This is a genomic window from Acidocella sp. (assembly GCF_050253495.1).
Lineage (GTDB): Bacteria > Pseudomonadota > Alphaproteobacteria > Acetobacterales > Acetobacteraceae > Acidocella.
On the sequence record NZ_JBFWIX010000005.1, the window covers coordinates 16,476 to 41,932 of the forward strand.

At 66.6% G+C, this 25,457-nt stretch carries 21 protein-coding genes; 10 read left to right on the forward strand and 11 right to left on the reverse strand.

The genetic code is table 11. From position 1 onward, the window contains the following. Nucleotides 1-62: 62 nt before the first annotated feature. Together AB7D48_RS05645 and AB7D48_RS05650 are read left to right on the forward strand one after the other, a co-directional pair. Nucleotides 63-2,240 (forward strand): circularly permuted type 2 ATP-grasp protein, encoded by a 2,178-nt coding sequence (locus AB7D48_RS05645; RefSeq protein ID WP_427976352.1) that lies wholly within the window; start codon nt 63-65, stop codon nt 2,238-2,240. 21 nt (nt 2,241-2,261) lie between these two features. After that, a complete protein-coding gene (locus AB7D48_RS05650; protein WP_427976353.1) occupies nt 2,262-3,131 on the forward strand; it encodes a transglutaminase family protein in 870 nt (289 codons plus the stop codon). A gap of 30 nt (nt 3,132-3,161) precedes the next feature. Here the strand turns inward: AB7D48_RS05650 and AB7D48_RS05655 are convergent, their stop codons facing one another. Then, nucleotides 3,162-3,452: a hypothetical protein gene (locus AB7D48_RS05655; protein WP_427976354.1), complete on the reverse strand. Its 291-nt coding sequence runs from the start codon at nt 3,450-3,452 to the stop codon at nt 3,162-3,164. Nucleotides 3,453-3,486: 34 nt separating this feature from the next. On the opposite strand from AB7D48_RS05655, the gene AB7D48_RS05660 reads away from it, so the two are divergent. The 4 genes from AB7D48_RS05660 (at nt 3,487) to AB7D48_RS05675 (ending at nt 11,533) form a co-directional block, all read left to right on the forward strand. After that, the gene (locus tag AB7D48_RS05660) at nt 3,487-4,809 is read left to right on the forward strand and encodes a replication-associated recombination protein A (protein WP_427976355.1); all 1,323 of its coding nucleotides are present in this window, start codon (nt 3,487-3,489) and stop codon (nt 4,807-4,809) included. Continuing rightward, nucleotides 4,806-5,774 carry an RluA family pseudouridine synthase gene (locus tag AB7D48_RS05665; protein WP_427976356.1) on the forward strand — a complete coding sequence of 323 codons (969 nt, stop codon included), beginning with the start codon at nt 4,806-4,808 and terminating at the stop codon, nt 5,772-5,774. The genes AB7D48_RS05660 and AB7D48_RS05665 overlap by 4 nt, the downstream gene beginning before the upstream one ends. Before the next feature lie 170 nt (nt 5,775-5,944). Beyond that, nucleotides 5,945-7,690, forward strand: coding sequence for an autotransporter assembly complex protein TamA (locus AB7D48_RS05670; RefSeq protein ID WP_427976357.1), 1,746 nt, complete (start codon nt 5,945-5,947; stop codon nt 7,688-7,690). A 3-nt stretch (nt 7,691-7,693) separates the two neighbouring features. Continuing rightward, nucleotides 7,694-11,533 (forward strand): translocation/assembly module TamB domain-containing protein, encoded by a 3,840-nt coding sequence (locus AB7D48_RS05675; protein ID WP_427976358.1) that lies wholly within the window; start codon nt 7,694-7,696, stop codon nt 11,531-11,533. Between the two features lie 42 nt (nt 11,534-11,575). Here the strand turns inward: AB7D48_RS05675 and AB7D48_RS05680 are convergent, their stop codons facing one another. Genes AB7D48_RS05680 through AB7D48_RS05690 form a run of 3 tightly spaced genes read right to left on the reverse strand, consistent with a single transcriptional unit; the run spans nt 11,576 to nt 15,352 of the window. Next, a complete protein-coding gene (locus tag AB7D48_RS05680) occupies nt 11,576-13,057 on the reverse strand; it encodes a hypothetical protein (RefSeq protein WP_427976359.1) in 1,482 nt (493 codons plus the stop codon). Then, complete coding sequence (locus tag AB7D48_RS05685; protein ID WP_427976360.1) at nt 13,044-14,612, reverse strand: peptide chain release factor 3; 1,569 nt, start codon at nt 14,610-14,612, stop codon at nt 13,044-13,046. The genes AB7D48_RS05680 and AB7D48_RS05685 overlap by 14 nt, the downstream gene beginning before the upstream one ends. A 47-nt stretch (nt 14,613-14,659) precedes the next feature. After that, on the reverse strand, nt 14,660-15,352 hold the full coding sequence (locus tag AB7D48_RS05690; RefSeq protein ID WP_427976361.1) for an SDR family oxidoreductase: 693 nt from the start codon (nt 15,350-15,352) through the stop codon (nt 14,660-14,662). 296 nt (nt 15,353-15,648) lie between these two features. Between AB7D48_RS05690 and AB7D48_RS05695 the strand changes: the two genes are divergently transcribed. The 3 genes from AB7D48_RS05695 to AB7D48_RS05705 are packed head-to-tail and all read left to right on the forward strand — an operon-like array spanning nt 15,649 to nt 17,159. Beyond that, nucleotides 15,649-15,822 carry a hypothetical protein gene (locus AB7D48_RS05695; RefSeq protein WP_427976362.1) on the forward strand — a complete coding sequence of 58 codons (174 nt, stop codon included), beginning with the start codon at nt 15,649-15,651 and terminating at the stop codon, nt 15,820-15,822. Continuing rightward, nucleotides 15,819-16,847, forward strand: a complete 1,029-nt coding sequence (locus tag AB7D48_RS05700) for a GNAT family N-acetyltransferase (RefSeq protein WP_427976363.1) — start codon at nt 15,819-15,821, stop codon at nt 16,845-16,847. Before AB7D48_RS05695 ends, AB7D48_RS05700 begins: the two co-directional genes overlap by 4 nt. Nucleotides 16,848-16,889: 42 nt before the next feature. Further along, nucleotides 16,890-17,159, forward strand: coding sequence for a DUF2188 domain-containing protein (locus AB7D48_RS05705; RefSeq protein WP_427976364.1), 270 nt, complete (start codon nt 16,890-16,892; stop codon nt 17,157-17,159). Here the strand turns inward: AB7D48_RS05705 and AB7D48_RS05710 are convergent. The 4 genes from AB7D48_RS05710 to AB7D48_RS05725 form a co-directional block, all read right to left on the reverse strand. Continuing rightward, nucleotides 17,143-19,929 carry a Hint domain-containing protein gene (locus AB7D48_RS05710; protein WP_427976365.1) on the reverse strand — a complete coding sequence of 929 codons (2,787 nt, stop codon included), beginning with the start codon at nt 19,927-19,929 and terminating at the stop codon, nt 17,143-17,145. The two genes, AB7D48_RS05705 and AB7D48_RS05710, sit on opposite strands and share 17 nt — an antisense overlap. A gap of 68 nt (nt 19,930-19,997) precedes the next feature. Further along, the gene (locus AB7D48_RS05715) at nt 19,998-20,843 is read right to left on the reverse strand and encodes a CDP-alcohol phosphatidyltransferase family protein (RefSeq protein ID WP_427976366.1); all 846 of its coding nucleotides are present in this window, start codon (nt 20,841-20,843) and stop codon (nt 19,998-20,000) included. Further along, entirely contained in the window at nt 20,840-21,529 is a 690-nt protein-coding gene (locus tag AB7D48_RS05720) for a phosphatidylserine decarboxylase (RefSeq protein WP_427976367.1), read from the reverse strand. The genes AB7D48_RS05715 and AB7D48_RS05720 overlap by 4 nt, the downstream gene beginning before the upstream one ends. Before the next feature lie 17 nt (nt 21,530-21,546). After that, a complete protein-coding gene (locus AB7D48_RS05725) occupies nt 21,547-22,536 on the reverse strand; it encodes an Ig-like domain-containing protein (RefSeq protein ID WP_427976368.1) in 990 nt (329 codons plus the stop codon). Between the two features lie 53 nt (nt 22,537-22,589). On the opposite strand from AB7D48_RS05725, the gene AB7D48_RS05730 reads away from it, so the two are divergent. Then, on the forward strand, nt 22,590-23,144 hold the full coding sequence (locus tag AB7D48_RS05730) for a TIGR00730 family Rossman fold protein (protein WP_427976369.1): 555 nt from the start codon (nt 22,590-22,592) through the stop codon (nt 23,142-23,144). A 118-nt stretch (nt 23,145-23,262) separates the two neighbouring features. Here AB7D48_RS05730 and AB7D48_RS05735 read toward each other — a convergent pair whose 3' ends face one another. The 3 genes from AB7D48_RS05735 to rph all read right to left on the reverse strand — a co-directional run bounded on the left by AB7D48_RS05735 (nt 23,263) and on the right by rph (nt 25,431). Further along, nucleotides 23,263-23,955 (reverse strand): SIMPL domain-containing protein, encoded by a 693-nt coding sequence (locus AB7D48_RS05735; RefSeq protein ID WP_427976371.1) that lies wholly within the window; start codon nt 23,953-23,955, stop codon nt 23,263-23,265. Between the two features lie 65 nt (nt 23,956-24,020). Then, on the reverse strand, nt 24,021-24,701 hold the full coding sequence (gene ispD / locus AB7D48_RS05740) for a 2-C-methyl-D-erythritol 4-phosphate cytidylyltransferase (protein ID WP_427976372.1): 681 nt from the start codon (nt 24,699-24,701) through the stop codon (nt 24,021-24,023). A gap of 16 nt (nt 24,702-24,717) precedes the next feature. Continuing rightward, complete coding sequence (gene rph, locus AB7D48_RS05745; protein ID WP_427976373.1) at nt 24,718-25,431, reverse strand: ribonuclease PH; 714 nt, start codon at nt 25,429-25,431, stop codon at nt 24,718-24,720. Nucleotides 25,432-25,457 lie beyond the last annotated feature (26 nt).

Below are 25,457 nucleotides of genomic sequence, written 5' to 3' on the forward strand. Positions count from 1 at the left end.
AGGCACTCGCGGGACACTCTGATAAATCTGCCGGAATGCAGCCTTTGATACCTTGCGATGAGATGCAGGACCGCCAGGGCCGGACACGGAGCCCCTGGGCGCCGGTCGCGGCCGCCATCCGCGAGGTCGGCAACGAGGAGCTGGCCCGGCGCGCGGCGGCGCTGAACCGGCAGATGGGGCTGGCCGCGCCGCTCGGCCCGCTGGCCGCGCGGGTCTATGACCCGCTGCCGGTTCCCCTCACCGCCGCGGATTTCACCGTGCTGGAAGAGGGGGTCAAGCAGCGCGCCACCCTGCTCTCGCAAGCGCTGGAGGATCTGTACGGCCCGCAAAGCCTGCTACAGATCGGCAAGCTGCCGCCGACCCTCGTTTTCGGCGACCCCTATTTCCTGCGCCCCCTGCATACGCACGCGCCCCTGCCCACGCCGCGCCTGGCGCTATATGCGGCGGACGTGATCCGCGCGCCGGACGGGCGGTTTCTGCTGCTGCGCGACCATACCGGCGTGATTCCAGGGCTTGGCCATGCGCTGACACTGCGCCGGCTGACCAACGGCACCTTGCCGGAACTGTTCCGGGCGGGGGGGCTGCGCTCCATCCGTCCGGCGCGGGAAATGCTGGTGGACCATCTGCAACGCGAGGCCGAGGGCGGGCTGGTTGCGGTATTATCCGGCGGCGTGGCGAAAAACCAGGCCAATCACGACAGTTTCGACGATGCGCTGCTGGCCCGGGCGCTGGGCGTGCTGATGATCGAGCCCGCCGACCTGGCCACCCGCAACGGCGCCCTGCACATGAAGACGCTGAGCGGGCTGCTGCATGTGGCGACATTGATCCGCGGTGTTTCCGGCATCGATCTCGACCCGCTGGAGCAAGGGGGGCGGCCGGGCTCGGGCATCGCCGGGGCGTTCGGGGCGATTCGCGCCGGGGTGCTGTCGGTGCTCAACGCGCCGGGCAGCACCCTGCTCGAATCCTCCGCCCTGCGGCCTTACCTGCAGGAGCTGTTCGAGCCGCTGCTGGGCGAGCCAGAGCTGCTGCGCTTGGCCGGGGATGCCGATATGGCGCTGGCCTCCGTCGCGCCTTTCCTGTCCCCCGACCAGGAGATCGTGAAGGCGCCGCTCTGCCTGCGCCTGTTCGCCTGGCATGACGGGCTGGACTGGCAGGTGCTGCCCGGTGGGCTGGGTCTGCCGCTCACCACCGCCGGCGCGCCCAGCGGGCTTGGCATCAAGGATCTCTGGGCGCTGGACAGCGACGAGCCGCGCATGATCTCCGGCGCGCCGCCAGCGGAGCCGCCGGAGCATGTGAAATTTCTGGCCGCCGCGCATCTGCCCTCGCGCCTGGCCGATAATCTGTTCTGGCTCGGCCGCTCGGTGGAGAGGCTGGAAGCCGCCGCGCGCCTGCTGATGCTGGCCATCCCGCGGTTGGAATCCGGCACCTCCCTGCCACGCGACCTGGCTGAGCGCGGGCTGATCACGCGTTGCCTGGGCCAGGCTGGATTGCTGCCGCCGGATGTGGCGGGCTTCGCCATTTCCGGCCGCCTGCTGCGCCAGACCCTGGCGCGGCGCAAGCCCATCGCCGGCCTGCTGAAAGAGGTTGGACGGCTGGTGGATGCCTCCTCGGAGCGGCTGTCTCCCTCCATGCTCGCCACCGTGCGCTTTGCCCTGCATCAGGCCAGCGAGGCTCTTCCCAACGAGGAAACCGCCCTGCCCACCATGCTGAGCTTCGCCGCCACCTTCGCGGGGATCGCGGCGGAGAACATGTCGCGCGATGGCGGGTGGCTGTTCCTGGAGATGGGGCGCCGGCTGGAACGCGGCGAGACCCTGGCGGAAACGCTGGCGATTCTGCTGGCCGGCCCGGTGGGGCGGCTGGAGCCTGGCATGACGCTGGGCATAGAGCTGGCCGATTCGGTCCTGAGCTACGAGCTGTGCCATGCCGGCATCATCGCGCCCGGTCCGGTGCTGGCGATGCTGCTGGCCGACCCTTCCAACCCGCGCTCACTCGCGTTTCAGTGCAATGCGCTGCGCGCCTGCCTGGAGCGGCTGGGCGCCGACGACGATGCCGAGACCGCCCGCCAGTTGCAGCAGGACGTGACGAATCAGGCCGGCAGCGTCACCGGGCTGCACGCCACGCTGGAGGCCACGAGCGCCAAGCTGCGCCTGCTTTCGGACCGCGTGCACAGGCGTTTCTTCACGCTGCTGCCGGAAGCGCACACACTTGAGGAAAACGAGATCTTGGAAGCGGCGCAATAATCAGCCAAGTTCCGCCGCGACATGACGCTCTACCGCCTGCACCACAGCACCACCTACGATTACGCCGAACCGGTCGTGATCGGCACGCATTTCATGCACCTGCTCCCGCGCGACCGGCCCGGGCAAATCGTGCGGGAGGCGCAGCTCAGCGTTTCGCCCGCCCCGGACAACCGGCGTGACGAGATCGACCATTTCGGCAATCATACCACCACCGTCTCCCTGGCCGGGGCGCATAAGCAATTCAATGTCGCGCTCAGCGCCACCGTGGATGTCTGCCTGCCGGCGCCGCCGCCCGCCGGACAGACCCCGCGCTGGGAAGCGATCGCCGCCTGGGGGCCGCAGGACCCGGAGGTGGCCGAGTTCTGCCTGCCCAGCCAGCTTGCCACACCCGCCGGAGACATCGCCGATTATGCGGCGGTGAGCTTCCTGCCGGGACGCGATGTTCTGGAAGCGCTGCTGGAATTGAACCAGCGGATTTTCACGGAAATGACCTACAAGCCGGGCGTGACCAATAATTTCACCACCGCGTTGCATATTCTGCAAACCCGCACGGGGGTCTGCCAGGATTATGCGCATTTCATGCTGGCCTGCCTGCGCGCCCTGGGGCTGCCGGGGCGGTATGTGTCGGGCTATTTACGCACGCTGCCGCCACCCGGGCAGGTCAAGCGCCGCGGCGCCGACCAGAGCCACGCCTGGATCGGCGCCTGGGCGGGGCCGGATATTGGCTGGGTGGATTTCGACCCCACCAATAACCTGCTGGTCTGCGACGAGCATGTGACCCTCGCCTGGGGGCGCGATTTCAACGATGTCTCACCGCTGCGCGGCATCATCCTGGGTGGCGGGCGGCACACGCTGCATGTGGGGGTGGATTTGGAGCCGGTGCTGACCTGAGAAAGAGCCGAACAGAAAGAGCCGAACCCGCTAAAAAGGCCGCCAGCCGCGGCGCTGGCCACGCGCGAACAGATAGCCGGCGAAGCCCAGAACCAGCAGGACGGGGATCATCAGGAAGGCGGTCCAAACCAGGGCCGCGCCCACGCACAAGGCCAAGCCGAATGCCGCGAGGCGCAGCAGGACCTGCGTCAGGGAAGGTTTGGGCGGCTCGACGAATTGCCCGTCGGGCGTCATGTCAAGCACCGGGCCGTTATTATTTGCCATGACATCAATGTAGGGCAGAGGCGGCACGGCTTCAATCTGAATCGGCGCGCCCGGCATGGCGGGCGGCGGGTCTTGCGATTAAATATCCGACATGCAGGATGATGATCTGTTCGGCCCGCCCGCCGCGGCGCCCGCGCCCAGCTCCGCCACCGGACCAAAACCGCTGGCCGAGAGGCTGCGCCCCAAGACATTGGGCGAGGTGGTGGGCCAGGACCACCTGCTGGGCCCCGCCGGCAGCCTGACGGGCATGCTGGGGCGCGGCTCCCTCGCCTCCCTGATATTATGGGGCCCGCCCGGCGTGGGTAAAACCACCATCGCCAGGTTGCTGGCGCACGCGGCGGGGCTGCAATTCAAGCAGATCTCGGCGGTCTTCTCCGGCGTGGCGGACCTGAAGAAGGTGTTCGACGAGGCCACACGCCTGCACCGCGCGGGCAAGGCGACGCTTTTATTCGTGGATGAGATCCACCGCTTCAACCGCGCCCAGCAGGATGCTTTTCTGCCGGTGGTGGAGGCGGGAACGATCACGCTGGTGGGCGCCACGACGGAAAATCCCAGCTTCGCGCTGAACGGCGCCTTGCTCTCGCGGGCCCAGGTTTTTGTGCTGCGCCGGCTGGACGATGCGGCGATGGAGCAATTGCTCCGCCGCGCGCAAGCCGAGACAAGCACCGTGCTGCCCCTCACGGAGGGCGCGCGCGCCAGCCTGCGCGCCATGGCCGATGGCGATGGCCGGGCATTGCTGAACATGGCCGAGCAGCTTTTCGCCCTCCCGCCGGAGCCAAGGCTGGATGAAACGGCGCTGGGGCAATTGCTCTCCCGGCGCGCGGCGCTCTACGACCGGGACCGGGAAGAACATTACAACCTGATCTCCGCCTTGCATAAATCCATGCGCGGTTCGGACCCGGATGCCGCTCTTTACTGGCTGGCGCGGATGTTCGCGGGCGGGGAGGATCCGCGCTATATCGCAAGACGGGTCGCGCGCTTCGCCTCGGAGGATATTGGACTGGCCGATCCGCAGGCCCTGCCCCAGGCGCTGGCGGCATGGGAGGCCTATGAGCGGCTGGGCTCGCCGGAAGGGGAGATCTGCATCGCCCAGGCGGTGGTGTATCTGGCCACGGCCCCGAAATCCAACGCGGTCTACAAGGCCATCGGCGCCGCGAACCGCGCCGCGAAGGAAACGGGTAGCCTGATGCCACCCAAGAATATTCTGAACGCGCCCACCAAGCTGATGAAACATCTCGGCTATGGCGAGGGCTATCAGTACGACCACGACAGCGAGGACGGGTTTTCCGGCGATAATTATTTTCCCGAAGGCATGGGAAGGCCGGATTTCTACCGGCCGGTGGAGCGCGGCTTTGAACGCGAGATCCGCAAGCGCCTCGCCTATTGGACGAAATTGCGCGAAGAGAGGCAATGACCGAGATACAGATACCCGAGGCTGGCGCGGAGATGCGGCTGGACCGTTTTCTGCGCCGGGAAGTGCCCGGCCTCACCCAAGGCGTGCTGCAAAAACTGTTGCGCACCGGCAAGATCCGCCTGAATGGCCAGCGCGCCGAGGCCAATGCGCGGCTGGCGCTGGGCGATGTACTGAGCCTGCCCGAGATCGCGCCGCCCGCCGAGGCGCCAAAGCAGCGCCATGTGGTGAAGATGGACGAGGCGCGCACCAAGGAACTGGCGCGCATGGTGCTCTATAGCGACGATTCGGTGATCGTGCTGAACAAGCCCGCCGGGCTGCCGGTACAGGGCGGCTCGGGCATCGCGGTGCATGTGGATGGCATGCTGGACGCGCTGCAAGGTGAGCATCCCGAGCGCCCGAAGCTGGTGCACCGGCTGGACCGGGACACTTCCGGCGTTCTGGTCATCGCGCGCGGTGGAAAAGTGGCGGCCAAGCTCTCCGCCGCCTTCCGGGGGCGGGATGTGGAGAAAACCTACTGGGCGCTGCTGGCCGGATTGCCCGAACAGCTCGAAGGGCGAATCGACCTGCCGCTGAAGCGAGTCGATCTTGGCCAGACATCGCGTTCCGAACCGGCCTCGCGCAAGGACAAGGAAGCGCAGAAAGCGATCACCGATTACCAAGTGCTGGACAAGGCCGGCAAGAAATTCTGCCTGGCGGCGCTGAGCCCGCATACAGGGCGCATGCACCAGCTACGCGCGCATTGCCTGGCGCTGGGCACGCCAATTCTGGGCGACGAAGTCTATGGCGGCGTTTATTCCGAACATTTCGCCCCGCAACTGCATCTGCATGCGCGGCGTCTGACATTTCCGCACCCCGAGGGCGGGCGCCTCACCGTGGAGGCCGCCCTGCCGAAACATATGCTCGACGGGCTGAATTATCTCGGTTTCCCCGCGCCCGCGCCGGACAAGCCAAGGCGCACCGGCTGATTCTCCAAACGCGGCAAGGCCGCCTTTCCTGACCTTACAAGGGGTTAAAGCAAAACGGGGTGGAAACCTGACCAAAATCCTGGCACATCTGAGTCATGCGCCGGTGGACCAGACCCCTTCTCTGTCTCTGTCTTGCCCTTGGCGGCACCTCAGCCCAGGGGGCCGACCCGGTGAATTACAATGTCGCCTTCGCCTCCTCCGGCGACGAGAAGCTGGATGGCCTGCTGAAACAGACATCCTCGCTCGTCTCGTTGCAGAGCAAGCTGCCGCCCGCCCCCTTCGCGTTGATCGGCCGCGCCCGGCAGGATGAGCAGCAATTCAGCACCGTCCTGCACGCGCTGGGCTACGATGCCGGCAGCGTCAGCATCACCATAGACGGGATGGGGCTGAACGACCCGGCCTTGCTGGACCATCTGGACAAGCTGCCCGGCGGCGACAAGGCCGATATCGAGGTGAAGCCCGAGAAAGGGCCGCTCTTCACGCTCGGCCATGTCAACATCAACGGGCTGCCGCCCGGCTTCAAGGCCAAGCCGGGCATCCACGCGGGGCAGACAGCCGCGGCGGCGCCCGTGCTGGCGGCCACCGGCAAGCTGACCACCCGCCTGCGCAACGCGGGCTATGCCTTCGCCGAGGTCAGCGCGCCTTATGCCGTCGCCAATCCGGCCAGCCATACGCTGGATGTGACCTACACCGTCACCCCCGGCCCGCGCGTGGACATAGGCGCCATCAGCTTCTCGGGCCTCAAGCGCACCGAGCCGGATTTCCTGCGCCGGCATATCGCCCTGCGGCCCGGGCAGCCCTACTCGGACACCGCGCTGCAAAATGCACGCGATTCGCTGCTGGGGCTCGATCTGTTCTCCTCGGTCAAGCCCGTTCCCGCGGACAAGGCCGCGGACGGGCGCGTGCCCATCGATTTTCATGTCGTGGAACGCAAGCGCCATACCGTCTCGCTCTCAGGCGCCTATGCCACGGATACCGGCTTTACCATCGGCGCCAGCTGGGAGGACCGCAATCTCTTCCGCCGGGCGGAAACGCTCACCTTCTCTGTCGCCGCCAACGGGCTGGGCGGCACCGGCACCACCGCACCCGGCTATGACATCAAGGGCGTGTTCACCAAGCCCGATTATTATGCGCGTGGGCAGACCCTGACCCTCTCCGCCGAGGGGCTGAAGGAATCGCCCACGGCTTACGACCGCACCGGCATTCTGCTCGGCGGGTCGCTGACGCGCCCCATCACCAAGAACACCACCATCACCTATGGGCCAAGCTTCATCAGCGAACGCGTGCAGCAGGAAGGCGTGACCAACACCTATGTGCTGCTGCAATTTCCGATCAATTTCTCCTGGAACACGACCAACAGCCTGCTGGAGCCCACGCGCGGGCATATGCTGGGGCTGACCATCACCCCCACCTATCCGATGGTGGGCACCCGGCACAGCCCCTTCGTCATCCTGCAAGGCAGCGGCTCCACCTATCTTCCCGTGGAGCGCCGGGCCTGGGGCGTGATCGCCCTGCATGCGGTGATCGGCAGCATCCAGGGCACCAGCCAGTTCGGCGTGCCGCCCGACCAGCGCTTTTATGCGGGCGGGTCGGGCACCGTGCGCGGCTATGCGTATCAGACCATCGGCCCGCTCTTCGCCGATGACAAGCCGGAGGGCGGCTTGGCCATGGATGCCATCAATCTCGAATTCCGCCAGCATATCACCAAGAGCATCGGCGTCGTGCCGTTCGTGGATGCGGGACAGGTCAGCGCCGGTTCCGCCCCCTTCAAGGGCACGGTGCGGGTCGGGTACGGGCTGGGGCTGCGCTATTACACCTCCATCGGCCCCATCCGCGCCGACCTCGCTTTTCCGGTCAAACGCACGGCCGGCAGCGGGGCCTTCGCGCTCTATATCGGACTTGGGGAGGCCTTCTGACCCATGCGCTGGCTGAAACGCATTCTTCTGGGGCTCATCGCGGTGCTGCTGCTGGCGGTGCTGGCGGTGGCGGGGCTGGTGGTGGCGCTGAACAGCGAGGCCGGGCGGCAATTCGCGGTGCGCGAGATCAATCATTTCGGCAAGGATTATGTGCGCCTCGGAGGGCTGGGCGGGCATTTTCCGGCTGACATCAAGATCCCCAGTTTCCAGCTCGTGGACAAGCAGGGCACATGGCTGAGCGGGCGACAGGTGGAGCTGAAATGGTCGCCGCTGGCGCTGCTGCGGCGGGATGTTTCCGTCCAGGCGCTGACGGCGCTCAGCATCGATGTGACGCGCGCGCCGGCCTATCCCGCCGGCAAGAGCCAGAACCAGGAGGGCGGTAATGGCGGCCTGCCCGCCTTCCGGGTGAATCTCGACAAGCTGGACATCGGCACGTTGCGGGTGGCGCCCGCCCTGGCGGGCGAGGCGATCGCGCTGCATGTGACCGGCAGCTCGCATCTGCGCGATCTCGACCATGGCGATATCGCCCTGGACGCGACCACGGCGAACGGCGATGCGGACTATCTGCTGGCGGCGAGCCTGGACCCGAAGACCGTATCGATGAAGCTGCATGTGCAGGAGCCGCCGGATGGGCTGATCGGCCATTTCTCCGGCCCGCAGGTGCAGTTGCCGCTGACCATGAACGTGACCCTGAAGGGGCCGCGCGCCGGCGCGGCGCTGAAGGCGGATTTGGCGCTGGGCGAGGCAAAGCTGAACCTGAACGGCACGCTGGGGCTGGACCAGAACAATCCCTTCGCCGATGTGACGCTGGCCGTACCCTCCCTGGCGCCGTTCGGCACGCTGGCCCAACAATCCCTCAGCGGCGACACAAGGCTGCATCTGGTGGTGGTGCAAACCGCGAAGAAGGACGGCGCCACCCTGACCCTGCAAGGCCATGTGGCGCTCACCCAGGCGCCCGCCGGGCTGGACAAGCTGCTGGCCGGGCGCACGGACCTCTCGCTGCTCGCCAGCCTGCAAGGCAAGAAAGTGACAATCGGCCAACTGGCGCTGAAGGGACCGCAATTCAGCCTGGGCGCGGAAGGCACGCTGGATGAGAAACGGCTCGACCTGACCACCGACGCCAAGCTGGACAGCCTGGCCGCGCTGGCCCCGCAGCTCACCGGAGCGGTGCGGCTGGACAGCCATGTAACCGGCAGCCCGCAGGATTTCATGGCGGATGCGGACATCACCGGCCAGGTGAGCGTGCCGGGGGCGCCTTCCGGCCCGTTCAAGCTCGCGCTGCACGCCACCCATCTGCCACAGGCACCGCGCGGCACGCTGACCGGCACCGGCACGCTGGCGGGCGCGCCGCTGGCGCTGGATGCCGCCTTTACCCGTGGCAAGGACGGCGCGGCCAGCATCACGGTCAGCCAGGCCCAGTGGAAATCGCTGGATGCGCGGGCGGATCTGCGTCTCGCCGCCGGGGCCAAGCTGCCCAGCGGCACGGCGCGGCTCGACCTCGGCTCGCTGGCGGATTTCGATCCTTTCACCGGCACCAGGCTGCATGGCGCCGTGCAGGCCGATTTCGCCTATCGGGCCAACCAGAACCTGCAGTTGAACGTGACGGCGAAGAATGTCGAGGCCGTGCCGTCTCTCGGCGCCGTCAACGGCACGGTCAGCGCCGAGGGTAAGCTGGAAACGCTGGCGGTACGGGCGGATGCCACGATCGCGCGGCTGATGTCCTACCCGGCCAAGCTCAGCCTCGCGGGCGTGCTGGATGTCCCGGCGCAAAGCGCGCACCTGACCAACCTGACCGCCAATTGGCGCGGCCTGGCCGCCAAGCTGCGTGGACCGGCGGACATCGAGACCAAGCCGGACATGGCGGTCAGGCATCTGGATCTGGAGCTGGGCCAGTCCGCGATCGCGCTGGATGGCACGCTCTCGCCCACTCTCGCCCTCAAGGCCTCGGTGAAAAACCTGGATTTGTCCCTGGCCAAGCTGTTCGTGCCCGGCATCGACACGGCGGGCAGCGTGAACCTCACCGCCGATGTAACCGGCACGCCCAAGGCCCCAAACGGGACAATCGCGCTGAACGCCACCGGCCTGCGCTATATCGACAAGAGCATCAAGGGGCTGCCCGCGGCCAGCCTCTCCGGCACGGCCACGTTGAAGGGCAACAGCGCGGATGTGAACCTCACCGCCAAGGCCGGACAGGATGCGAACATCACCGCCCGCGGCACCGCGCCGCTTTCCATGACCGGGCCGATGAAGCTGGCCCTGGCCGGGCGGGTGAACCTGCCCATGCTGAACCCGCTTCTGGCCAAGATGCATGTGAAGCTGAACGGCGTGGTCACCACCGACATGCAACTGGCCGGCACACCCAAGGCCCCCACCGGGCATGTGACGCTGACCGCGCGGAACTTACGCGATGAAAGCGGCCCGGCCGCCGCCCTGCCCCCGGCCGACATCGACGCCAAGGCACAGCTGAAAGGGCAAAGCGCTGGGGTCGATCTGGCGGTGAAGGCCGGACAGAACGTGAATCTCACCGCCAACGGCACGGCGCCGTTGAACATGACCGGACCGATGAACCTCTCCCTCGCCGGGCGGCTGGACCTGAAGCTGCTGGATCCGATTCTGGCCGCGAACGGCAATCTGGTGCGCGGCGTGGTCACGACGGATCTGCGGGTTGCCGGCACGCCCCGCGCCCCACGCGCCAAGGGTACGCTGACCCTTGCCGATGGCAGCGTGCAGAACATCGCCTCGGGCCTGAACCTGACATCGATCAACGCGGACATCGCCGCCGCCGACAAGCTGATCACGTTGCGGAGCCTCTCCGCCACGGCCGGAAACGGCAAAATCACCGGGCATGGCACGGTCGATCTGGGCGCGACGGGCATGCCGGTGGATTTGGCCCTGAATGCCGACAATGCCACGCCCATCGCCTCGGACTTGGTCACGGAGACGCTGAACGCCGCACTGACCTTGAAGGGCGAATTGAACGGCGCTTCCACGCTGGGCGGGCGGATCGACCTGCTGAAGGCCAATATCAATATTCCGCAATCCTTGCCGCCCTCGGTCGCCAATCTACCGATCCATGGCGCGAGCAGCCCGCCAGCGCCGCCCAAGAGCGCCACCCCGCCCGCGCCGCCCATCAAGCTGGCGCTGGCGGTGCACGCGAAAAATCAGATCTTCGTCCGTGGCGACGGGCTGTTCGCCGAACTGGGAGGAAATCTCCATATTGGCGGCACCACGGCCAACCCGCAGCCGACCGGCGGATTCTCCTTGATTCGCGGCAATTTCTCACTGGCGGGCAAAACCTTGCAATTCACCTCCGGCCAGATCGCTTTCAATGGCGGCGGGTTCGTTCCGGCTCTGGATCTTGAGGCAACGACCACGACCAGCAATAGCGGCACCGCCACGCTGGTGATCAGCGGCACCGCCAGCGACCCGAAAATCGGCCTGAGCAGTTCCCCCTCCCTCCCTTCGGATGAGATCCTCGCGCAGCTGCTCTTCGCGCAAAGCTCCTCCAGCCTGTCGCCATTCCAGGCGGCATCGCTGGCGGCGGCCCTGGCGCAGATCTCCGGCGTGGGCGGCGGGTTCAGCCCGCTGGATTCGGTGCGCGGCGCGCTGGGGCTGGATCAGCTTTCGGTCACCAGCTCCGGCTCCGACGGCCCCTCGGTGCAGGCGGGGCGCTATGTGGCGCCGGGCGTATATGTGGGGGCCACGCAATCCACCACCGGCCAGGGCACGCAGGCCCAAGTGCAGGTCAATCTTTACAAGGGATTGAAGCTGGACACGTCCACCGGCACCTCCAATGGCAGCGAGAGCAGCAGCGTCGGGCTGACCTATCAGTTCAATTACTGACCCCAGGCCCGGTCCCCTGCCGCCAGGCAGGCCCGCGCGCTGTTATCTTGCTCCGGCTGGCGCCCAGGGGGAAAGCGCCAGCCCGGGCACGACCAAGGGCTTGGCCGAAGCCAGGCGCAGAGACGTGCCGGGCACCGCATAAAAATGGCGCAACCCCGCCTGGCGCGCCAGCCTCAAGGTCGGCCCCGTGCCCTGCCCGCGGGGAAAGAAAATAACGACATCCGGCGGCACGGGCTGGTTCATCCAGGCGATCTGGGTGTCACGGTAATGGTCTGGCGCCAAGGCGGCCACGCTGCCATCCACCGCCACATGGCCGAGCTTCGCCTGGGTGAGCCGGGCCATCGCCCGTTCCGTGGCGTGCTGCATGGCAAGGCTGGGCGGGTTGAAAAAGCTGGCGGGGAATTTCAGCCCTTGCGGATTTTGCAATCCCCAGAGCCCGACGAAGGACGCCCCCAGCAGCAGGATGAAGGCCAGCACGGCGCGCGCCTGGGGGAACTGGCGCGCCACGCCGTATCCCTGGGCGAAAAGCGGCGCGCAGAGCGGCCAGAACAGCGCGAGGATCAAGGGGAAAGGGTAATAATCGCTGAGCGTTCCGGCATAGGGGCTGGCGGCCAGCCAGTTCAACCCCAGCCAGGGCAGGCATGAGACGAACCCCGCCACGAGCCCCGGCATGCGCCAGCGTTCGGCCAGGACCAGAGCCACCGCCGCCGGCAGAATCAGATACAGCCTGTAGAGCACGTAAAACGCCAGCCGCGTGGCCAGGACGATAAAGGTCAGACCGGACAATGGCGGATCGCCAAGATAAACCGCCTCCAACGCGCCACCGCCAGGAAACAGAAGATGCTGGAGCGCGACCTCCAGCGCGCTACAACCCAGCGCCGCCATGCCATAGCCGAGCAAGGGCCGCAGCCCGCGCCAGGGCACGCCCTGCCAGCGCAACCCCAGCCCACCCACGAGCAGCAACAGGCCGAGATGAACACCGGCATCCTCCCGTGTCGCCAGGCACAGGACGAACAATAAACGCGCCAGCCAGACCCGCCCGCAGGCCAGCGCGGCGAGAAAGCCCATGGCGCTGGCGACGATCAGCAGCTCGAAATGCGGGTTGCAGCTCGCCGCCAGCACGATGCCGTTGAACGCGAACAGCACCGCCAGCGCCGCCGCTGGAAACCGCTGGCACCCCAGCCGCAAAAGCAGATAATAGACCGGCAGCGCCATCAGCGCCTGCACCGCCCCTAGAAACAACGCGAAGAATTGCACACGGCTGAACGGCAGCAACCAGGAAAGACCGGACGTCAGCCAGAACACCAGGGCCATATGAGTGGCCAGGAAACTATGCCCGCCCGAAACCAGCGGCAGGCGCAGCAGCCAGCCATTATGCCACATCAGCGAGGCAAGAATGCCGCCATCGCCCCACCAGGCGCCGTTGATGTAGAAATAACGCAGCCCCAGCGTGAAAAACGCCGCGAACGGAATGCCCGCGACCAGAAGCGGCCATCCCCAACCGGCAAGCTTACTGCCGTTCACGCGTGGCCGAGAAGGTGATCTCCGGAAAATTCTCCTTCATCCGGTTCAATTCCCAGGCATTGCGCACGAGATAAACGGGCGCGCCGTCGCGGTCCTCGCTCATGGCGCTTTTATTCACCTCGATGAAGAATTTCAGCCGGGCGGCGTCTTCCGAGAAAATCCAGCGGGCCGTGTCGAACGGGGCGGGGTCGAAGCCGATCGGCACGTTATATTCCTGCTCGATGCGGCTGCCCAGTACATCGAGCTGGAGCATGCCGACCACGCCAACGATCCAGTCCGCCCCGGTCATCGGGCGGAAAACCTGGGTGACCCCCTCCTCCGCCAGATCCTCCAGCGCCTTGCGCATCTGCTTGGCCTTCATCGGGTCGGCCAGCCGGACACGGCGCAATATTTCCGGCGCGAAATCCGGAATGCCGGTGAAGCGCAACTTCTCGCCCTCGGTCAGCGTGTCGCCCACGCGCAACGTGCCGTGATTGGGGATACCGATAATATCGCCCGGATACGCTTCCTCCGCCAGGGAGCGATCCTGGGCGAAGAAGAAGATCGGCGCCTGGATGGCCATCGGCTTGCCGGTGCGCGAATGGGTCAGCTTCATGCCACGCGTGAATTTGCCCGAGCAGATGCGGGTGAAGGCGATCCGGTCGCGGTGCTGCGGGTCCATATTGGCCTGCACCTTGAACACGAAACCGGTGACTGGCTTTTCCTCGGGCGCCACCTCTCGCGCATCGGTGGCGCGGGGCTGCGGCGGCGGCGCGTTGGCGACGAGGCCTTCCAGCAATTCGCGCACCGAATAATCCTTCAGGGCGGAGCCGAAATAGACCGGGGTGAGATGCCCTTCCTCGAAGGCCTGGGCATCGAATTCCGGATAGGCGGCGCGGATCAGTTCGACATCCTCGTCAAGCTGCGCCTTCTGCTCGGCGGGAATGGCGAAGCTGCGCGCGCCCGCCTCTTCACCCGGCTTCCTGGCGGAAACGAGTTGGTCGTTGCGCAAGTCGTAACAACCCCGGAACAGCCCGCCCGAGCCGATGGGCCAGACCATCGGGCAGATGTCCAGCGCCAGCGTATCGGCGATCTCATCCAGCAGGGAGAACGGATTCTGGCCCTCGCGGTCGATCTTGTTGATGAAGGTGGTGATGGGGATATTGCGCAGGCGGCAGACCTCGAACAGCTTCCTGGTTTGCAGCTCGATGCCCTTGGCCGCGTCGATCACCATCACCGCGCTATCGACGGCGGTGAGCGTGCGGTAGGTATCCTCGGAGAAATCCTCATGGCCTGGCGTATCGAGCAGGTTGAACACCGCGCCGCCGAACTCGAAGGTCATCACCGAGGAGGTCACGGAAATACCGCGCTGGCGCTCGATCTTCATCCAGTCCGAGCGGGTGTTGCGCCGGTCCTGGCGGGCCTTCACCATGCCCGCCTCGCGGATGGCGCCGCCAAAAAGCAGCAGCTTCTCGGTCAGAGTCGTCTTACCGGCATCCGGATGTGAGATGATGGCGAAGGTGCGCCGGGGCGGAATGCCCGCCGCCGCCTCGCTCTGGTGCAGGGCCTGGTCCATCGCGGCGCTCTAGCAAGGTTTCGCGCCGAAACCAACCGGGCCGCGCGCTACCAGGGAATGATCTTGCCCCGGTAATCCAGGAATTCATGCCCGCCGCTGCCGGCCCGGCCCACCAGCACATCCGCCATGCCCTTGGCGCTGCTATCCACATCGAGCGTCGCGTTCGGCCCGCCCATGTCGGTGCGCACCCAGCCTGGATGCAGATTGACGATGGTGAGATAATCGTATTTGGCGGCAAAGGCGCGCGTCAGCCGGTTCAGCATCGCCTTGCTGGCGGCATAAAGCGGGCTGGCATCGTTGGCGTTGACCTCCAAACTGCCCAGCACGGAGGACATGAAGGCCAGCACGCCCGTTTCCGGCCGCAAAAGCGGCACCAGCCTTTCCGCCAGCCGTACCGGGGAGATGGCGTTGGTCATCATCAGATGTGAGATTTCTTCCTGCGTGGCCTCGTTCACGCCCTTGTCGCGCGGGCCGTAAATGCCGGCATTCAGCACGACCACGTCGAAGATCCGCCCCTTCATCCGGGCCATGAACGCCTCCACCATGTGGAGATTGTTGATGTCGAGCGTGTCCAGCGTGAGCTGGTCGTAGTAATTTTCAAGCCCGCCGCCTGAAATGGCCGAGCGGACCGTCGCGGTCACATGCCAGCCCCGGCGCAGGAACTCCCTGGTCAGCCCCAGGCCGATCCCGCGCGAGGCCCCCACGACCAGCGCCTGCTTCGCTTCCTTCCTCGCCGCCATCGCCACTCCTTCACGTCTATCTCCGCAAAAAAGAGGTTATCCACCCGCAAGACAAGGGCCATGTGGAGATGGGAGCTTGGCAAGCAGGTTTTTCCCCGTTAGCCTCGCCGCCATGAGCAAGGCCCGCGCCCGCATGATTCCAGCCATCGCCCGCAAAATGGGCGGCGTACGAATTCGCGCGCGGGCGCGGTGCGGTTGAACGGGTTCCAGCCCTGACAATCCCGCAACCCCGCCACCATTCCGGCGGGGTTTGTTTTTGGAAAAGCGCCCCGCCCAACCCACAAGGAGCCTTTCCCATGTCCGCCCTGCTCTTGACGCCGCTGCTGGTTTTCTGCGCCGCCGGTCTTGGCTTCACCGCCGCGCGCATCGGCATGCGTCCTCCCGCCCCGCCGCCGCGTGGCTTTCGCCCGGTGGTCATCGCGGGCGGCAAGACGCTCGTGCCAACCCCCCGGGAGGAGCACGCGCCATGATCTCCATACGCGCCGCCACGCCAGGCGACATCGCGGCGGTCAATCGCATTTACAATCAGCCGAGCGTGCGCCGCTTCACCTTCGCCCTGCCTTATGAGAGCCGCGCCGCCTCCGCGCGGTTCTTCGCGGCGGAGCGGGAGCTGCGCACATCGCTATTGGCCTGCGCGGCGGATGGCACGGTGCTGGGCGAGGCCAGCCTGACGCGGGAGGCCAACCCGCGACGAAGCTATGCCGCCATGCTGGGGCTGATGGTGGACGAGGAAGCCCGCCGCCGCGGCACCGGCCGCGCCTTGCTCACGGCCTTGCTGGATCTCGCCGATAACTGGCTGAACCTGCAAAAGCTGGAGCTTGAGGTGTTCGCCAACAATCACCCGGCCATCGCGCTCTACCGCTCCCTCGGTTTCGAGGTCGAGGCCACGATGCGCCACCACGCCATGCAGGACGGCGTGCTGACCGATTGCCTGGCCATGGCCAGGCTGCGCCCCGGCCTGCCGGCCGACCGGTCGACCGCCCCATTGCCACCGCCGCAAGCCCCGCGCCAGCCTTTCATCCTGCGGGCCATGGAGCCGGAGGATCTGCCCGGGCTCACCACGCTGATGAGCCTGCCCGGCGTGTGCCACGGCGCCGCCGCCACGCCCTTCATGGCGGAAGCCGCCTTGAACGAACTGACCGACCCCGCTTCAAGGGCGCGGGCGATCGTCGCCGTGTCAGGCGGGACATTGTCCGGCCTGAGCGTTCTGCTTCCCGGCCAGGGGCGCGCCCTGCACACGGCCACGCTGCAATCCATGATGGTGCACGATGCCTGGCAGGGCCAGGGCATCGGCCGCGCCCTGCTCACCGCCATGCTGGACATCGCCGATAACTGGCTGGGGCTGAGCCGGATCGGCCTGGCCGTGCTGGCGGACAACCCCCCCGCCATCCGGCTTTACGAATCCCTCGGCTTCGAGAGGGAGGGCCGGCTGCGCGCGGACATCTTCCGCCAGGGCGGCTATGCCGACTCCCTGGCCATGGCAAGATTGCGCTGACCCCCCATATGAACAACAGGCTCTGCGAGGAGGAACAAGCTCATGAGCATCGTGCATTACAAGGTCGTGCCCCATGACGGTGGTTTCGCCTACACATTCAAGGGCAGTTTTTCGGAAACCTACCCCACGCGCGAGGACGCGCTGAAAGCCGCGCGGCGCGCGGCGCGCGGCGCGCGAACAGCGCGTGCCCGGCGAGACCACCCCGATCATGTACCAGACCCGCGACGGGGAATGGCATACCGAAATGAGCGAGGGGGACGACCGGCCCGTGACCGACGTGCAGAGCTGAGCAAATTCAGGCCGCGCGGATGACCGGGATGTGAAGCGCCGCGCCGTCCGCCACCCGGCGGATGCGTAACGCGGCGGGGCTGAAACGGCGTGGGGCCGTGAAGCTGAACGCCGCGTGCCCGGTGCCGATGCGCGACAATGCCAGATCCTCCCGGTATTGGCAGGCCAGGGCCGTGCCGAGCAGCTGGCCGCCGGCATAAAAAGCCAGCTCCTGCGGCAATTCCGGCCAGTCCGTGTCCTGCGCCCAGCCCCGGACATGGCGGCCATCGGCGCTGTCGAGGCAGCCTTGCAGCCCGCCAGGCCGCACCCGCCGCCCGGCGCGGGCGACAACCGGGCGCAAGGCCTGCTCCAACCCCACGCCCCGCAGCGGACGCGGCGCGCAGAGAGAAAGGCCCGCCGGCTCCTCATGGCCGGGATACAGCGCCTGGAACGCGGCGCGGTTATGGAATTGCGCGCGCAGGCCTGGACCGTCGGCGAAGCTCTCGCTCCAGGCTCCTTCGGCCAGAACGCAGTCATGCGCGGCAAATTCCGGCAGGAAATAATCCACCGGCTGCCCGTCATAATCCTGGGTGATGGTCACGCCGTTCACCAGCGCCCGCGCCAGCACCAGAACCCCGTCCAGCAGCATGGAATGGCCCGGCGAGACGAAGAGCGGCCGGTGCGGCAACCCCCGCCCCAACGCGCCGGGATGGATACAGACCGGAATACGCTCCCTGTTCCCCCTGACCTGCGCCGCGCCAAAGCTCTGCCGGCCGATCCAGCTGACCTGACGCACACCGCCAAACCGCGTGGGCAGCCTGTCGCCGATGCGCAACGCCGCCACGTCGCGCTCCCCATCCAAGGTCTGGATCAACGTGCCGCGGCGGTAGCAAATGACGATTTCGGTTCCTTGCGCCACGGCGCTGACGGTGAAAGCCGCCGAGGCTGGACCGCCCGCTATGGCCAGCGTGGCTTCGGCAAGCCCCTGCTCCAGCACCAGCCCGACACCGGAAACGTAGCTCTCGCTGGTGGCGGTGAAACCTTCCAGCAATAGCGCGTCGCCATCCGCGAGGCCGGTTATGGTTTCCCCGCCCGCGAGCTGCGCCAGCCCGCCCGCCAGCACCCAGCCCGACCCGGCGAGGGAAATATCGGAAAAACCGGAAAAGCTCGCGCCCATATCCAGCGACCCGGCACCGGTGAGCAGCAACGTGGCGCCGCCGCCATGATCCGCGACCTTGCCCTGAAACAGCGCCCCCGGCGCCACGGTGAGCACGGCGCCAGAGGCTGGCATGTAAAGCGCGTAGCTGCCCGCCAATGTGCCCGCATTCGTGAAATGTCCGCCGGCCAGATCCACCGCCACCTCGGTGCCGGTGATCAGCCCGTCATTCTCCAGCGTGCCGCCCTGCATCGCCACCGCCGCCCGGCCGCTGAGGGTGCCGGCATTGACAGCCTGGCCACCGCCCATCCACAGCGCCATGAGCTGCCGCCCGCCGCCGGTGATCAGCCCGTCATTCTCCAGCACGCCGCCATAGAGCGCCACACCGGCGCCCAGCCCCGTGCCCCAGAGATATTGCGTGCCAGCCCCCCCTTGTATGCCCCCCTCATTCACCAGCGTGGCACCGTTATTGAGCACCACGCCATTGCCGCCGGATATCGCGCCGCCGCCGCCCAGAATACTGCCGGTATTCAACAGGGAGCCACCGGAGAGCAACAGGGCGGTCCCGCCATATGTGCCAGCACCCCCCGCGATCAGCCCATCGTTGCTGGCGCTCAAGCCCGGCCCGCCGGCCACCCCCACCCCGCCATGCGTGGCGAAGCCGCCACCCCCCGCGATGGTGCCCGCATTGGTCAGAAGCCCCGCCCCTAGGATCACCCCGCTTCCGGCGGAGCCCGCCTGCATCAGCGGATTGTCCGGTACGTCATTGCCCTGGATGAGACCGTCATTGTCGACAATGCCGTTCGTCAGCTCCACCGCCGCGCCACTGACGAAGCTGTAGCCCGCGGAAGGGAAAAACAGCCCCAGCGTACCGGCGCTTTCGATCAGGCCGTGATTCACCAGCGTGGCGGCCGATTCCGTTCCCCACACGCCATCAAACCCGTCGATCGTGCCGCTGGTCTCGGCGGAGGCGCCGCTGCCCAGCACCAGCCCTTCATGCCCGGCCCCCGCCAGGGTCGCGGCGATATTGCCCGCATTGACGAGGCTGCCCCCCGCCCGCAGCACCACCCCCGAAACACCGCCGTACAAGGCGCCGCTCGCCTGATTGACCAGACTACCCGTGGACGCCAGAACCGCCCCCGCGGCGGCACCGCCAATCCGTCCGCCGTTCTGGACCAGCCCGGCCGCGCCCAGGCTCACGCCATATGCCCCGCCCAGGATCAGCCCCGCATTTTCCAGCGACCCGGCCCCGGTGAATTGCACACCGACGCGCCCCAGCCCGGTTCCACCGCCGACACCGCCCAGGATCGTGCCTTGATTGGACGCATCCCCTCCGGCCAGCAGCACCAGCCCGGCCTCGCCCCCCTCGATCAACCCGGCCGTGGCGTTCGTGACATCCCCGAATCCGGCCAGATACGCGCCAAAACCCGCCACGCCGCCCGATGCCAGCGTGAGCTCCGCCATGAGTGTGCCGTCATTGACGACGGCCCAACTCTCACCGGATGCGCCATAAAGCGCGCTGGTCAGGCTGGGGGCGGAGGAAGACACCGTGCCGGCCAGCGTGACCCCGGCTCCCGCCAGAATGGCAAGGGGGGATTGCACCACACTGCCCAGTTGCAAGGCCAGCGTACTGGAGGCACTGATCGTCGAACCCGACATGAACCACTCCCAACGTCCCCTGCATTGGAAGTGAGCTTAAGATTACAGGATGTTTATATCAATGTTTTCTAAACCGAAGGTTGAATTTCCGTTTCGGTTTCATCGCGTTCCATCGCCGCGCGGCGTTCCTCCGCCTCGTGCGCCAGCTTGCGGTAGCTGCGCAGGGAGAAAGGCAGCATGACGATATAAGCCAGCCCCGCCAATGCGCCGGCAAAAAACGGGTCCGCGAAGATCAACGCCGCGAAGACGACCACCCCGAGCAGCAAGGGCAGGATGCCCGCGGTCGGGATCTTGAAATTCTTGAAGCTCCAGACAGGCAAGGTGGAAACGCAAAGCACCGCCACAACCGCCAGCACGAGCCCCGTGAAGAGCGGGTAGCTCACCAGATCCTGCAACCAGAACAAATTATGCTCATTCGCCGCCAAACCGATGAAGAGCGGAAACAAGACCAGCCCCGCCCCGGCCGGGGCGGGCACGCCGGTAAAGAAATTATAGGCGAAAGCCGCCTTGGGCGCGGAATCCAGCGCCGCGTTGAACCGCGCCAGGCGCAGCGCCATGGCCGAGGCGAACATCAAGGGCGGCAGAAAACCGAGCGCGCCCCAAGGCTGCAAGGACCACATATAGAGCAGCAGCGCGGGGGCCACGCCGAAGCAGAGAAAATCCGCCAGCGAATCGAACTCCGCCCCGAAGCGGGACGTGGCCTTGAGCATGCGGGCCAGGCGGCCATCCAACCCGTCGATCACGCCGGAGACGGCGATGGCCAGCACCGCCGTGCCGTAACGGCCTTCCAGCCCCAGCCTGATCGAGGACAGACCGATGCAAAGCCCCAGCAGCGTCATCAGATTGGGCAGCATGCGGTTGAAGCTGAGCCCGGAAAAACGCTGCCGCCGCGGCAGCCGGCGGACCGGCCTCATGGAAAGGAGGGCGCCCGCGGCGGCAATTGCGCGATGACCGTCTCTCCGCCGATCATGCGCTGGCCAACCGCCACGAGGGGCGTGCAGCCTTCGGGCAGATACAGATCGGTGCGCGAGCCAAACCGGATGATACCGAAACGCTGCCCGGCCAGAAGCGGCTGGCCTTCCGCCACCTCGCAGAGAATCCGGCGCGCGATCAGCCCGGCGATCTGCACCACCACGACATCGTGCCCATCGGCGGTGCGCAGCAACAGGGAGTTGCGCTCGTTATCGTCACTTGCCTTGTCCTCGGCGGCGCTCAGGAACAGGCCGGGATGATAGGCGATCTTGCGCACCGTGCCGGAGATGGGCGTGCGGTTCACATGCACGTCCAGCACCGAGAGAAAAATGGCCACACGGGTGCGCGGCTCGGGCGCGAGCCCCAGCTCGGCGGGGGGAACCGCCTGCTCGATGCTGACCACCAACCCATCGGCCGGGGCCACGAACACATCCTTGCGCGGCGGCAGCACACGCTCCGGATCGCGGAAAAAATACAGGCAGAACAGGGTGAAGATCACACCCAGCCAAGCCAGCGGCTTCCAGAAGAGCAGCCCGATGAGCGCCACCACAATGCCGCCGATGATGAAGGGGTACCCCGCCTTGTGCGGTGGGCTCATCACCGATTTTACAGTCTCAGCAATATTCATTCAGCCTTTTGCCTTGTTCAGTTCGTCTTCTTTTCCGGCAGGGTGAAGGCCTGCCCGGGGAAAATCAGGTTCGGGTCGTGGATTTTGCTCGCATTGGCGGAATAGATCAGCGTGTACAAGGTGCCACGCCCATAAACACGGCGGGCGATCATCCAGAGATTGTCGCCGGGGGCGATGACCACGTGGCCTTCCTCCAGCGCCTTGGCCAGCTCTTCCGGCGCGAAGGGCACGGTGACGGGCGCGATGGCGCCGCCATCCGGCGCCGTGGCGTTGAGCGTGATCATGCCCGGTTTTGCGGGCACCGGCGCCTGCACATGCCAGTGCCCGGCCTTGTCCGCCTTGGCGGTGCCGAGCGCCTTGCCGTCCAGCAGCACGGTCACGCTGGCACCCGCCGGGGCCGTGCCGCTGAACACCGCGTGGCCCTGTGCATCGTAATCCACCGCTCCCATGCCGAGCTGGCCGGGCTGCGGCCCCTGCCCGGTGACGACATCGCTGCCCTCCGGTCCGGACACAACCGCCAAGGCCGGCTTGCCATTGCCCGGCAGGGACACGGCCGCACTTTGCGGGCTGTTCACCACCTCGCCGCCGGGAAGCGTCTCGGAAAGGGTGAGTTCATGCGCGCCGGGCGGCAGCGGGTTGGAGGGGATCATCACGAACGCGCCTTGTGAATCCGCCGTGGCGGTGCCCAGGACCGTATCGCCATCCTTCACCGTTACCTTGGCGCCCGGCACGGCCCGCCCGGCCAGCACGGCATTGCCTTGGGGGTCCACGCGCACAATGTCGAAACTCGGCCCGGCGGGGCCGGTATTGGAGGCTTGCGGCTTGGGCGGGGGCATGGGTGAAATGGCGGCCGGCGGCTGCGGCGCCGGCGGCGTTGTGCGGCCATAATGAAGATATAGCAGCAATGCGGCATTCCCCAGCGCCAGCACAACCAGCACGATCAGGACGACGAAACGCAGATTGGGCCGCTTGGGGCCGGCGGGGTCTGGGAGAGCGTTGCTTGCCATGGCGGCCCCAGCCTGCCACGAACAAGGCAGAACTGGAAGCGAGGCAGTGATTCATGGGCAGTTTTTCCGTCACCGTATTTTGCGGCTCCAACCCCGGCGCCGACCCGGCCTATGCGGCGGCGGCCGAAACGCTGGGCAAGGGGCTGGGCGGACGCGGCATGCGGCTGGTGTTCGGGGGCGGCAATGTCGGGCTGATGGGCATCACCGCCGGCGCCACGCTGCATGCCGGCGGCGAGGTGACGGGCATTATTCCGGATTTTCTGCGTCAGCGCGAGGTGGAGTTCCAGGGCCTGACGGAGCTGATCGTGACCGACTCGATGCATACGCGCAAGCGCCGCCTCTTCGCGCTGGGCGATGTGTTCGTGGTGATGCCGGGTGGGCTTGGCACCTACGACGAAACCTTCGAGATCATGACCTGGAAGCAGCTTGGCCAGCACCACAAGCCAATCATCCTGGTGAATATTCTCGGCTGGGCGGATCCATTCGTGGCGATGGTCGAATCAACCATCGCGCGCGGCTTCGCCAAGCCCGAGATCCGGGAGCTGTTTGAGGTTCAGCCCGATGTGCCCGCCTTGCTGGCGCGGCTGGAGGAACTGCGCGGCGCCTGACGCCCGCAAGCGCCCAATTAGGCCAAGACTGGCCCTACCCTGAAACCGTCCCGGGGCAGTCTCACGGCTTCAAGGGACTTGGCTTTTTGTACGACGACCGGTTGTGAGACAGCCGGGTCTAATTTCCGGCATCCAGTTCAATCTCGGCCGTGACGTTTGCCGTAACCGTCACCTTGTCCGGGGCCGATTGCGGCGGCGGCGCGGCGGCGGCCAGCGCCATCATGCGCGGCATCGGCGGAACGGACCCACCGCTGGTATTCACATGCAGCGTCTTCAACGCCCCCACTTTCTTGTGCAGCACCCTGGCGATCTCCTGCGCCTGGGAGCGCAATTGCCCCAACGCATCGCCAATGGCTTCCCGGCCCGCCTTGGCGCGCCCGTCCTGGGAGAGTTCCCCGTTCAGTCCGGTCAATAGCAACCCCTGCCCCTGCAACTTGGCCAGGAGGGCGGTAAAAGCCTGGTCCGGCACGCCATCCTTGGCGGGCTGCGTCAGGGTCAGGTTTTGCTGGGCGGTGTATTGCGGCGCGGATTTATCGTCGGACAGGCTGGAATAGCTGTTATAGCCGCCCGTTGCCACGGCCACGCCCGGCACCGCGCGCGCCGCCGCCAGAGCCCGCGCCATCGCCTCGTTCACCGCCGCCTGGGCGCCAGCGGCATCGGGCTTCACGGCCTGGACGGTGAAACCGGCCACGGCCTCGTCCGGCTCGGCCTGGGCGGAACCGCTGGCATTGAGGGTCAAGGCCGTCTGGGCCGCCGCGGGCAGCGCCAACCCCGTCAGCACCGGAACCAGCATCAAGAATCGTGCGCCCATATGAGCCTCCCTGACATGATGCGCCCAGCATAACGCCGTGCGCCGCCGGCTGCCAGCCATGGCTGTCAAGCCGCCGAAAGCAGCGCCTCCGCGCGGATCAGGTCGGCGGCGGTGGTGATCTTGAAATTATCCTCCGTGCCTGGAACCATTTCCACCCGCAGGCCGGCATGTTCGGCGATCATCGCATCGTCGGTGAAATCCGTCTCCGGCGCGCTGCGCACGGCATGGCGATGCGCCCGCAAAATATCCAGATAACGGAAGCCCTGCGGGGTTTGCGCCCGCCAGAGCCCCTCACGGCTGACCGTGCCGGTCACCACCCCTTCCTCCACGCGCTTCAGCGTGTCGGCCAGCTTCACGCCGACAATGGCGGCGGCGCCGCGCTTTAGAACGTCCAGCACCGCGGAGATGGTCTCCAGCGCGACAAAGGGCCGCACCGCATCGTGGATCAGCACGGTGGCGGGTTGCAGAGGCCCGATGGCCTCCAGCCCCAACCGCGCGGAATCCTGGCGCTCCTTGCCACCAAACCGCACCGCCAGCAGCTTCTCCAGCCCGGCGGTGGCGTCGTCGTACAGCGCCTGATCGTCGGGATGAATCAACACCTGCACAGCGTCGATCGCGGGGTGGCGCGCCAGCGCCTGGATGGTATGACGCAAAATCGGCTGCCCCGCCAAAGGCAGATATTGCTTCGGCAGCGGCCCGCCGACACGGTAGCCCCGCCCGGCGGCCACGATCAGCCCGATATTCATCCTCTCTCGCCCTTTCTCAGCCCAGAGCGGCTTTCTGCGCGACAAACAGAGCGGCCGTGCCCTCACGCGCCAGCCCCAGCAGCTTGTTGAAGGCCGACTCGTCAAAGCTGGATTTCTCCGCCGTCGCCTGGATCTCCACGATACCACCGGCGGCGGTGAGAATGAAATTCGCATCCGCATCGGCGGAGGAATCTTCGGCATAATCCAGATCCAGCACCGGGTGGCCCTGGACGATGCCGCAGGACACCGCCGCCACCTGCCCCAGCATGGGCATGGATTTGATCACGTTCTTCGCCTTCAGATGCCGAAACGCCAGCACCATGGCCACATAGGCGCCGGTGATGGAGGCACAGCGCGTGCCGCCATCGGCATTCAGCACGTCACAATCCAGCGTCACCGTGATCTCGCCCATCGCCTTGCGGTCCAGCACGGCACGCAGGGAACGGCCGATCAAGCGCTGGATCTCCTGGGTGCGGCCCGATTGCTTGCCCCGCGCGGCCTCACGGTCGCCGCGCGTATGGGTGGCCCGGGGCAGCATGCCATATTCGGCGGTCACCCAGCCCTCGCCCTGGCCACGCATGAAGGGCGGCACCCGCCCCTCGACACTGGCGGTGCACAGCACCTCCGTGCCGCCCATGCGGATCAAGGCGGAACCCTCGGCATGGTGGGAAAAGCCGGTTTCGATGGACACCGGACGCAGCGCGTTGAATTCTCTGCCTGAGGGCCGCATACTCATCTCCTTAATATTCTGCTCCG

Excerpts from the sequence above, each read along its gene's own strand:
- AB7D48_RS05645 (WP_427976352.1), top strand. The coding sequence starts at position 63 with ATGCAGGACCGCCAGGGCCGGACACGGAGCCCCTGGGCGCCGGTCGCG.
- AB7D48_RS05650 (WP_427976353.1), top strand. The coding sequence starts at position 2,262 with ATGACGCTCTACCGCCTGCACCACAGCACCACCTACGATTACGCCGAA.
- AB7D48_RS05655 (WP_427976354.1), bottom strand. The coding sequence starts at position 3,452 with ATGCCGGGCGCGCCGATTCAGATTGAAGCCGTGCCGCCTCTGCCCTAC.
- AB7D48_RS05660 (WP_427976355.1), top strand. The coding sequence starts at position 3,487 with ATGCAGGATGATGATCTGTTCGGCCCGCCCGCCGCGGCGCCCGCGCCC.
- AB7D48_RS05665 (WP_427976356.1), top strand. The coding sequence starts at position 4,806 with ATGACCGAGATACAGATACCCGAGGCTGGCGCGGAGATGCGGCTGGAC.
- AB7D48_RS05675 (WP_427976358.1), top strand. The coding sequence starts at position 7,694 with ATGCGCTGGCTGAAACGCATTCTTCTGGGGCTCATCGCGGTGCTGCTG.
- AB7D48_RS05685 (WP_427976360.1), bottom strand. The coding sequence starts at position 14,612 with ATGGACCAGGCCCTGCACCAGAGCGAGGCGGCGGCGGGCATTCCGCCC.
- AB7D48_RS05690 (WP_427976361.1), bottom strand. The coding sequence starts at position 15,352 with ATGGCGGCGAGGAAGGAAGCGAAGCAGGCGCTGGTCGTGGGGGCCTCG.
- AB7D48_RS05695 (WP_427976362.1), top strand. The coding sequence starts at position 15,649 with ATGTCCGCCCTGCTCTTGACGCCGCTGCTGGTTTTCTGCGCCGCCGGT.
- AB7D48_RS05700 (WP_427976363.1), top strand. The coding sequence starts at position 15,819 with ATGATCTCCATACGCGCCGCCACGCCAGGCGACATCGCGGCGGTCAAT.
- AB7D48_RS05705 (WP_427976364.1), top strand. The coding sequence starts at position 16,890 with ATGAGCATCGTGCATTACAAGGTCGTGCCCCATGACGGTGGTTTCGCC.
- AB7D48_RS05710 (WP_427976365.1), bottom strand. The coding sequence starts at position 19,929 with ATGTCGGGTTCGACGATCAGTGCCTCCAGTACGCTGGCCTTGCAACTG.
- AB7D48_RS05715 (WP_427976366.1), bottom strand. The coding sequence starts at position 20,843 with ATGAGGCCGGTCCGCCGGCTGCCGCGGCGGCAGCGTTTTTCCGGGCTC.
- AB7D48_RS05720 (WP_427976367.1), bottom strand. The coding sequence starts at position 21,529 with ATGAATATTGCTGAGACTGTAAAATCGGTGATGAGCCCACCGCACAAG.
- AB7D48_RS05725 (WP_427976368.1), bottom strand. The coding sequence starts at position 22,536 with ATGGCAAGCAACGCTCTCCCAGACCCCGCCGGCCCCAAGCGGCCCAAT.
- AB7D48_RS05730 (WP_427976369.1), top strand. The coding sequence starts at position 22,590 with ATGGGCAGTTTTTCCGTCACCGTATTTTGCGGCTCCAACCCCGGCGCC.
- AB7D48_RS05735 (WP_427976371.1), bottom strand. The coding sequence starts at position 23,955 with ATGGGCGCACGATTCTTGATGCTGGTTCCGGTGCTGACGGGGTTGGCG.
- ispD (WP_427976372.1), bottom strand. The coding sequence starts at position 24,701 with ATGAATATCGGGCTGATCGTGGCCGCCGGGCGGGGCTACCGTGTCGGC.
- rph (WP_427976373.1), bottom strand. The coding sequence starts at position 25,431 with ATGCGGCCCTCAGGCAGAGAATTCAACGCGCTGCGTCCGGTGTCCATC.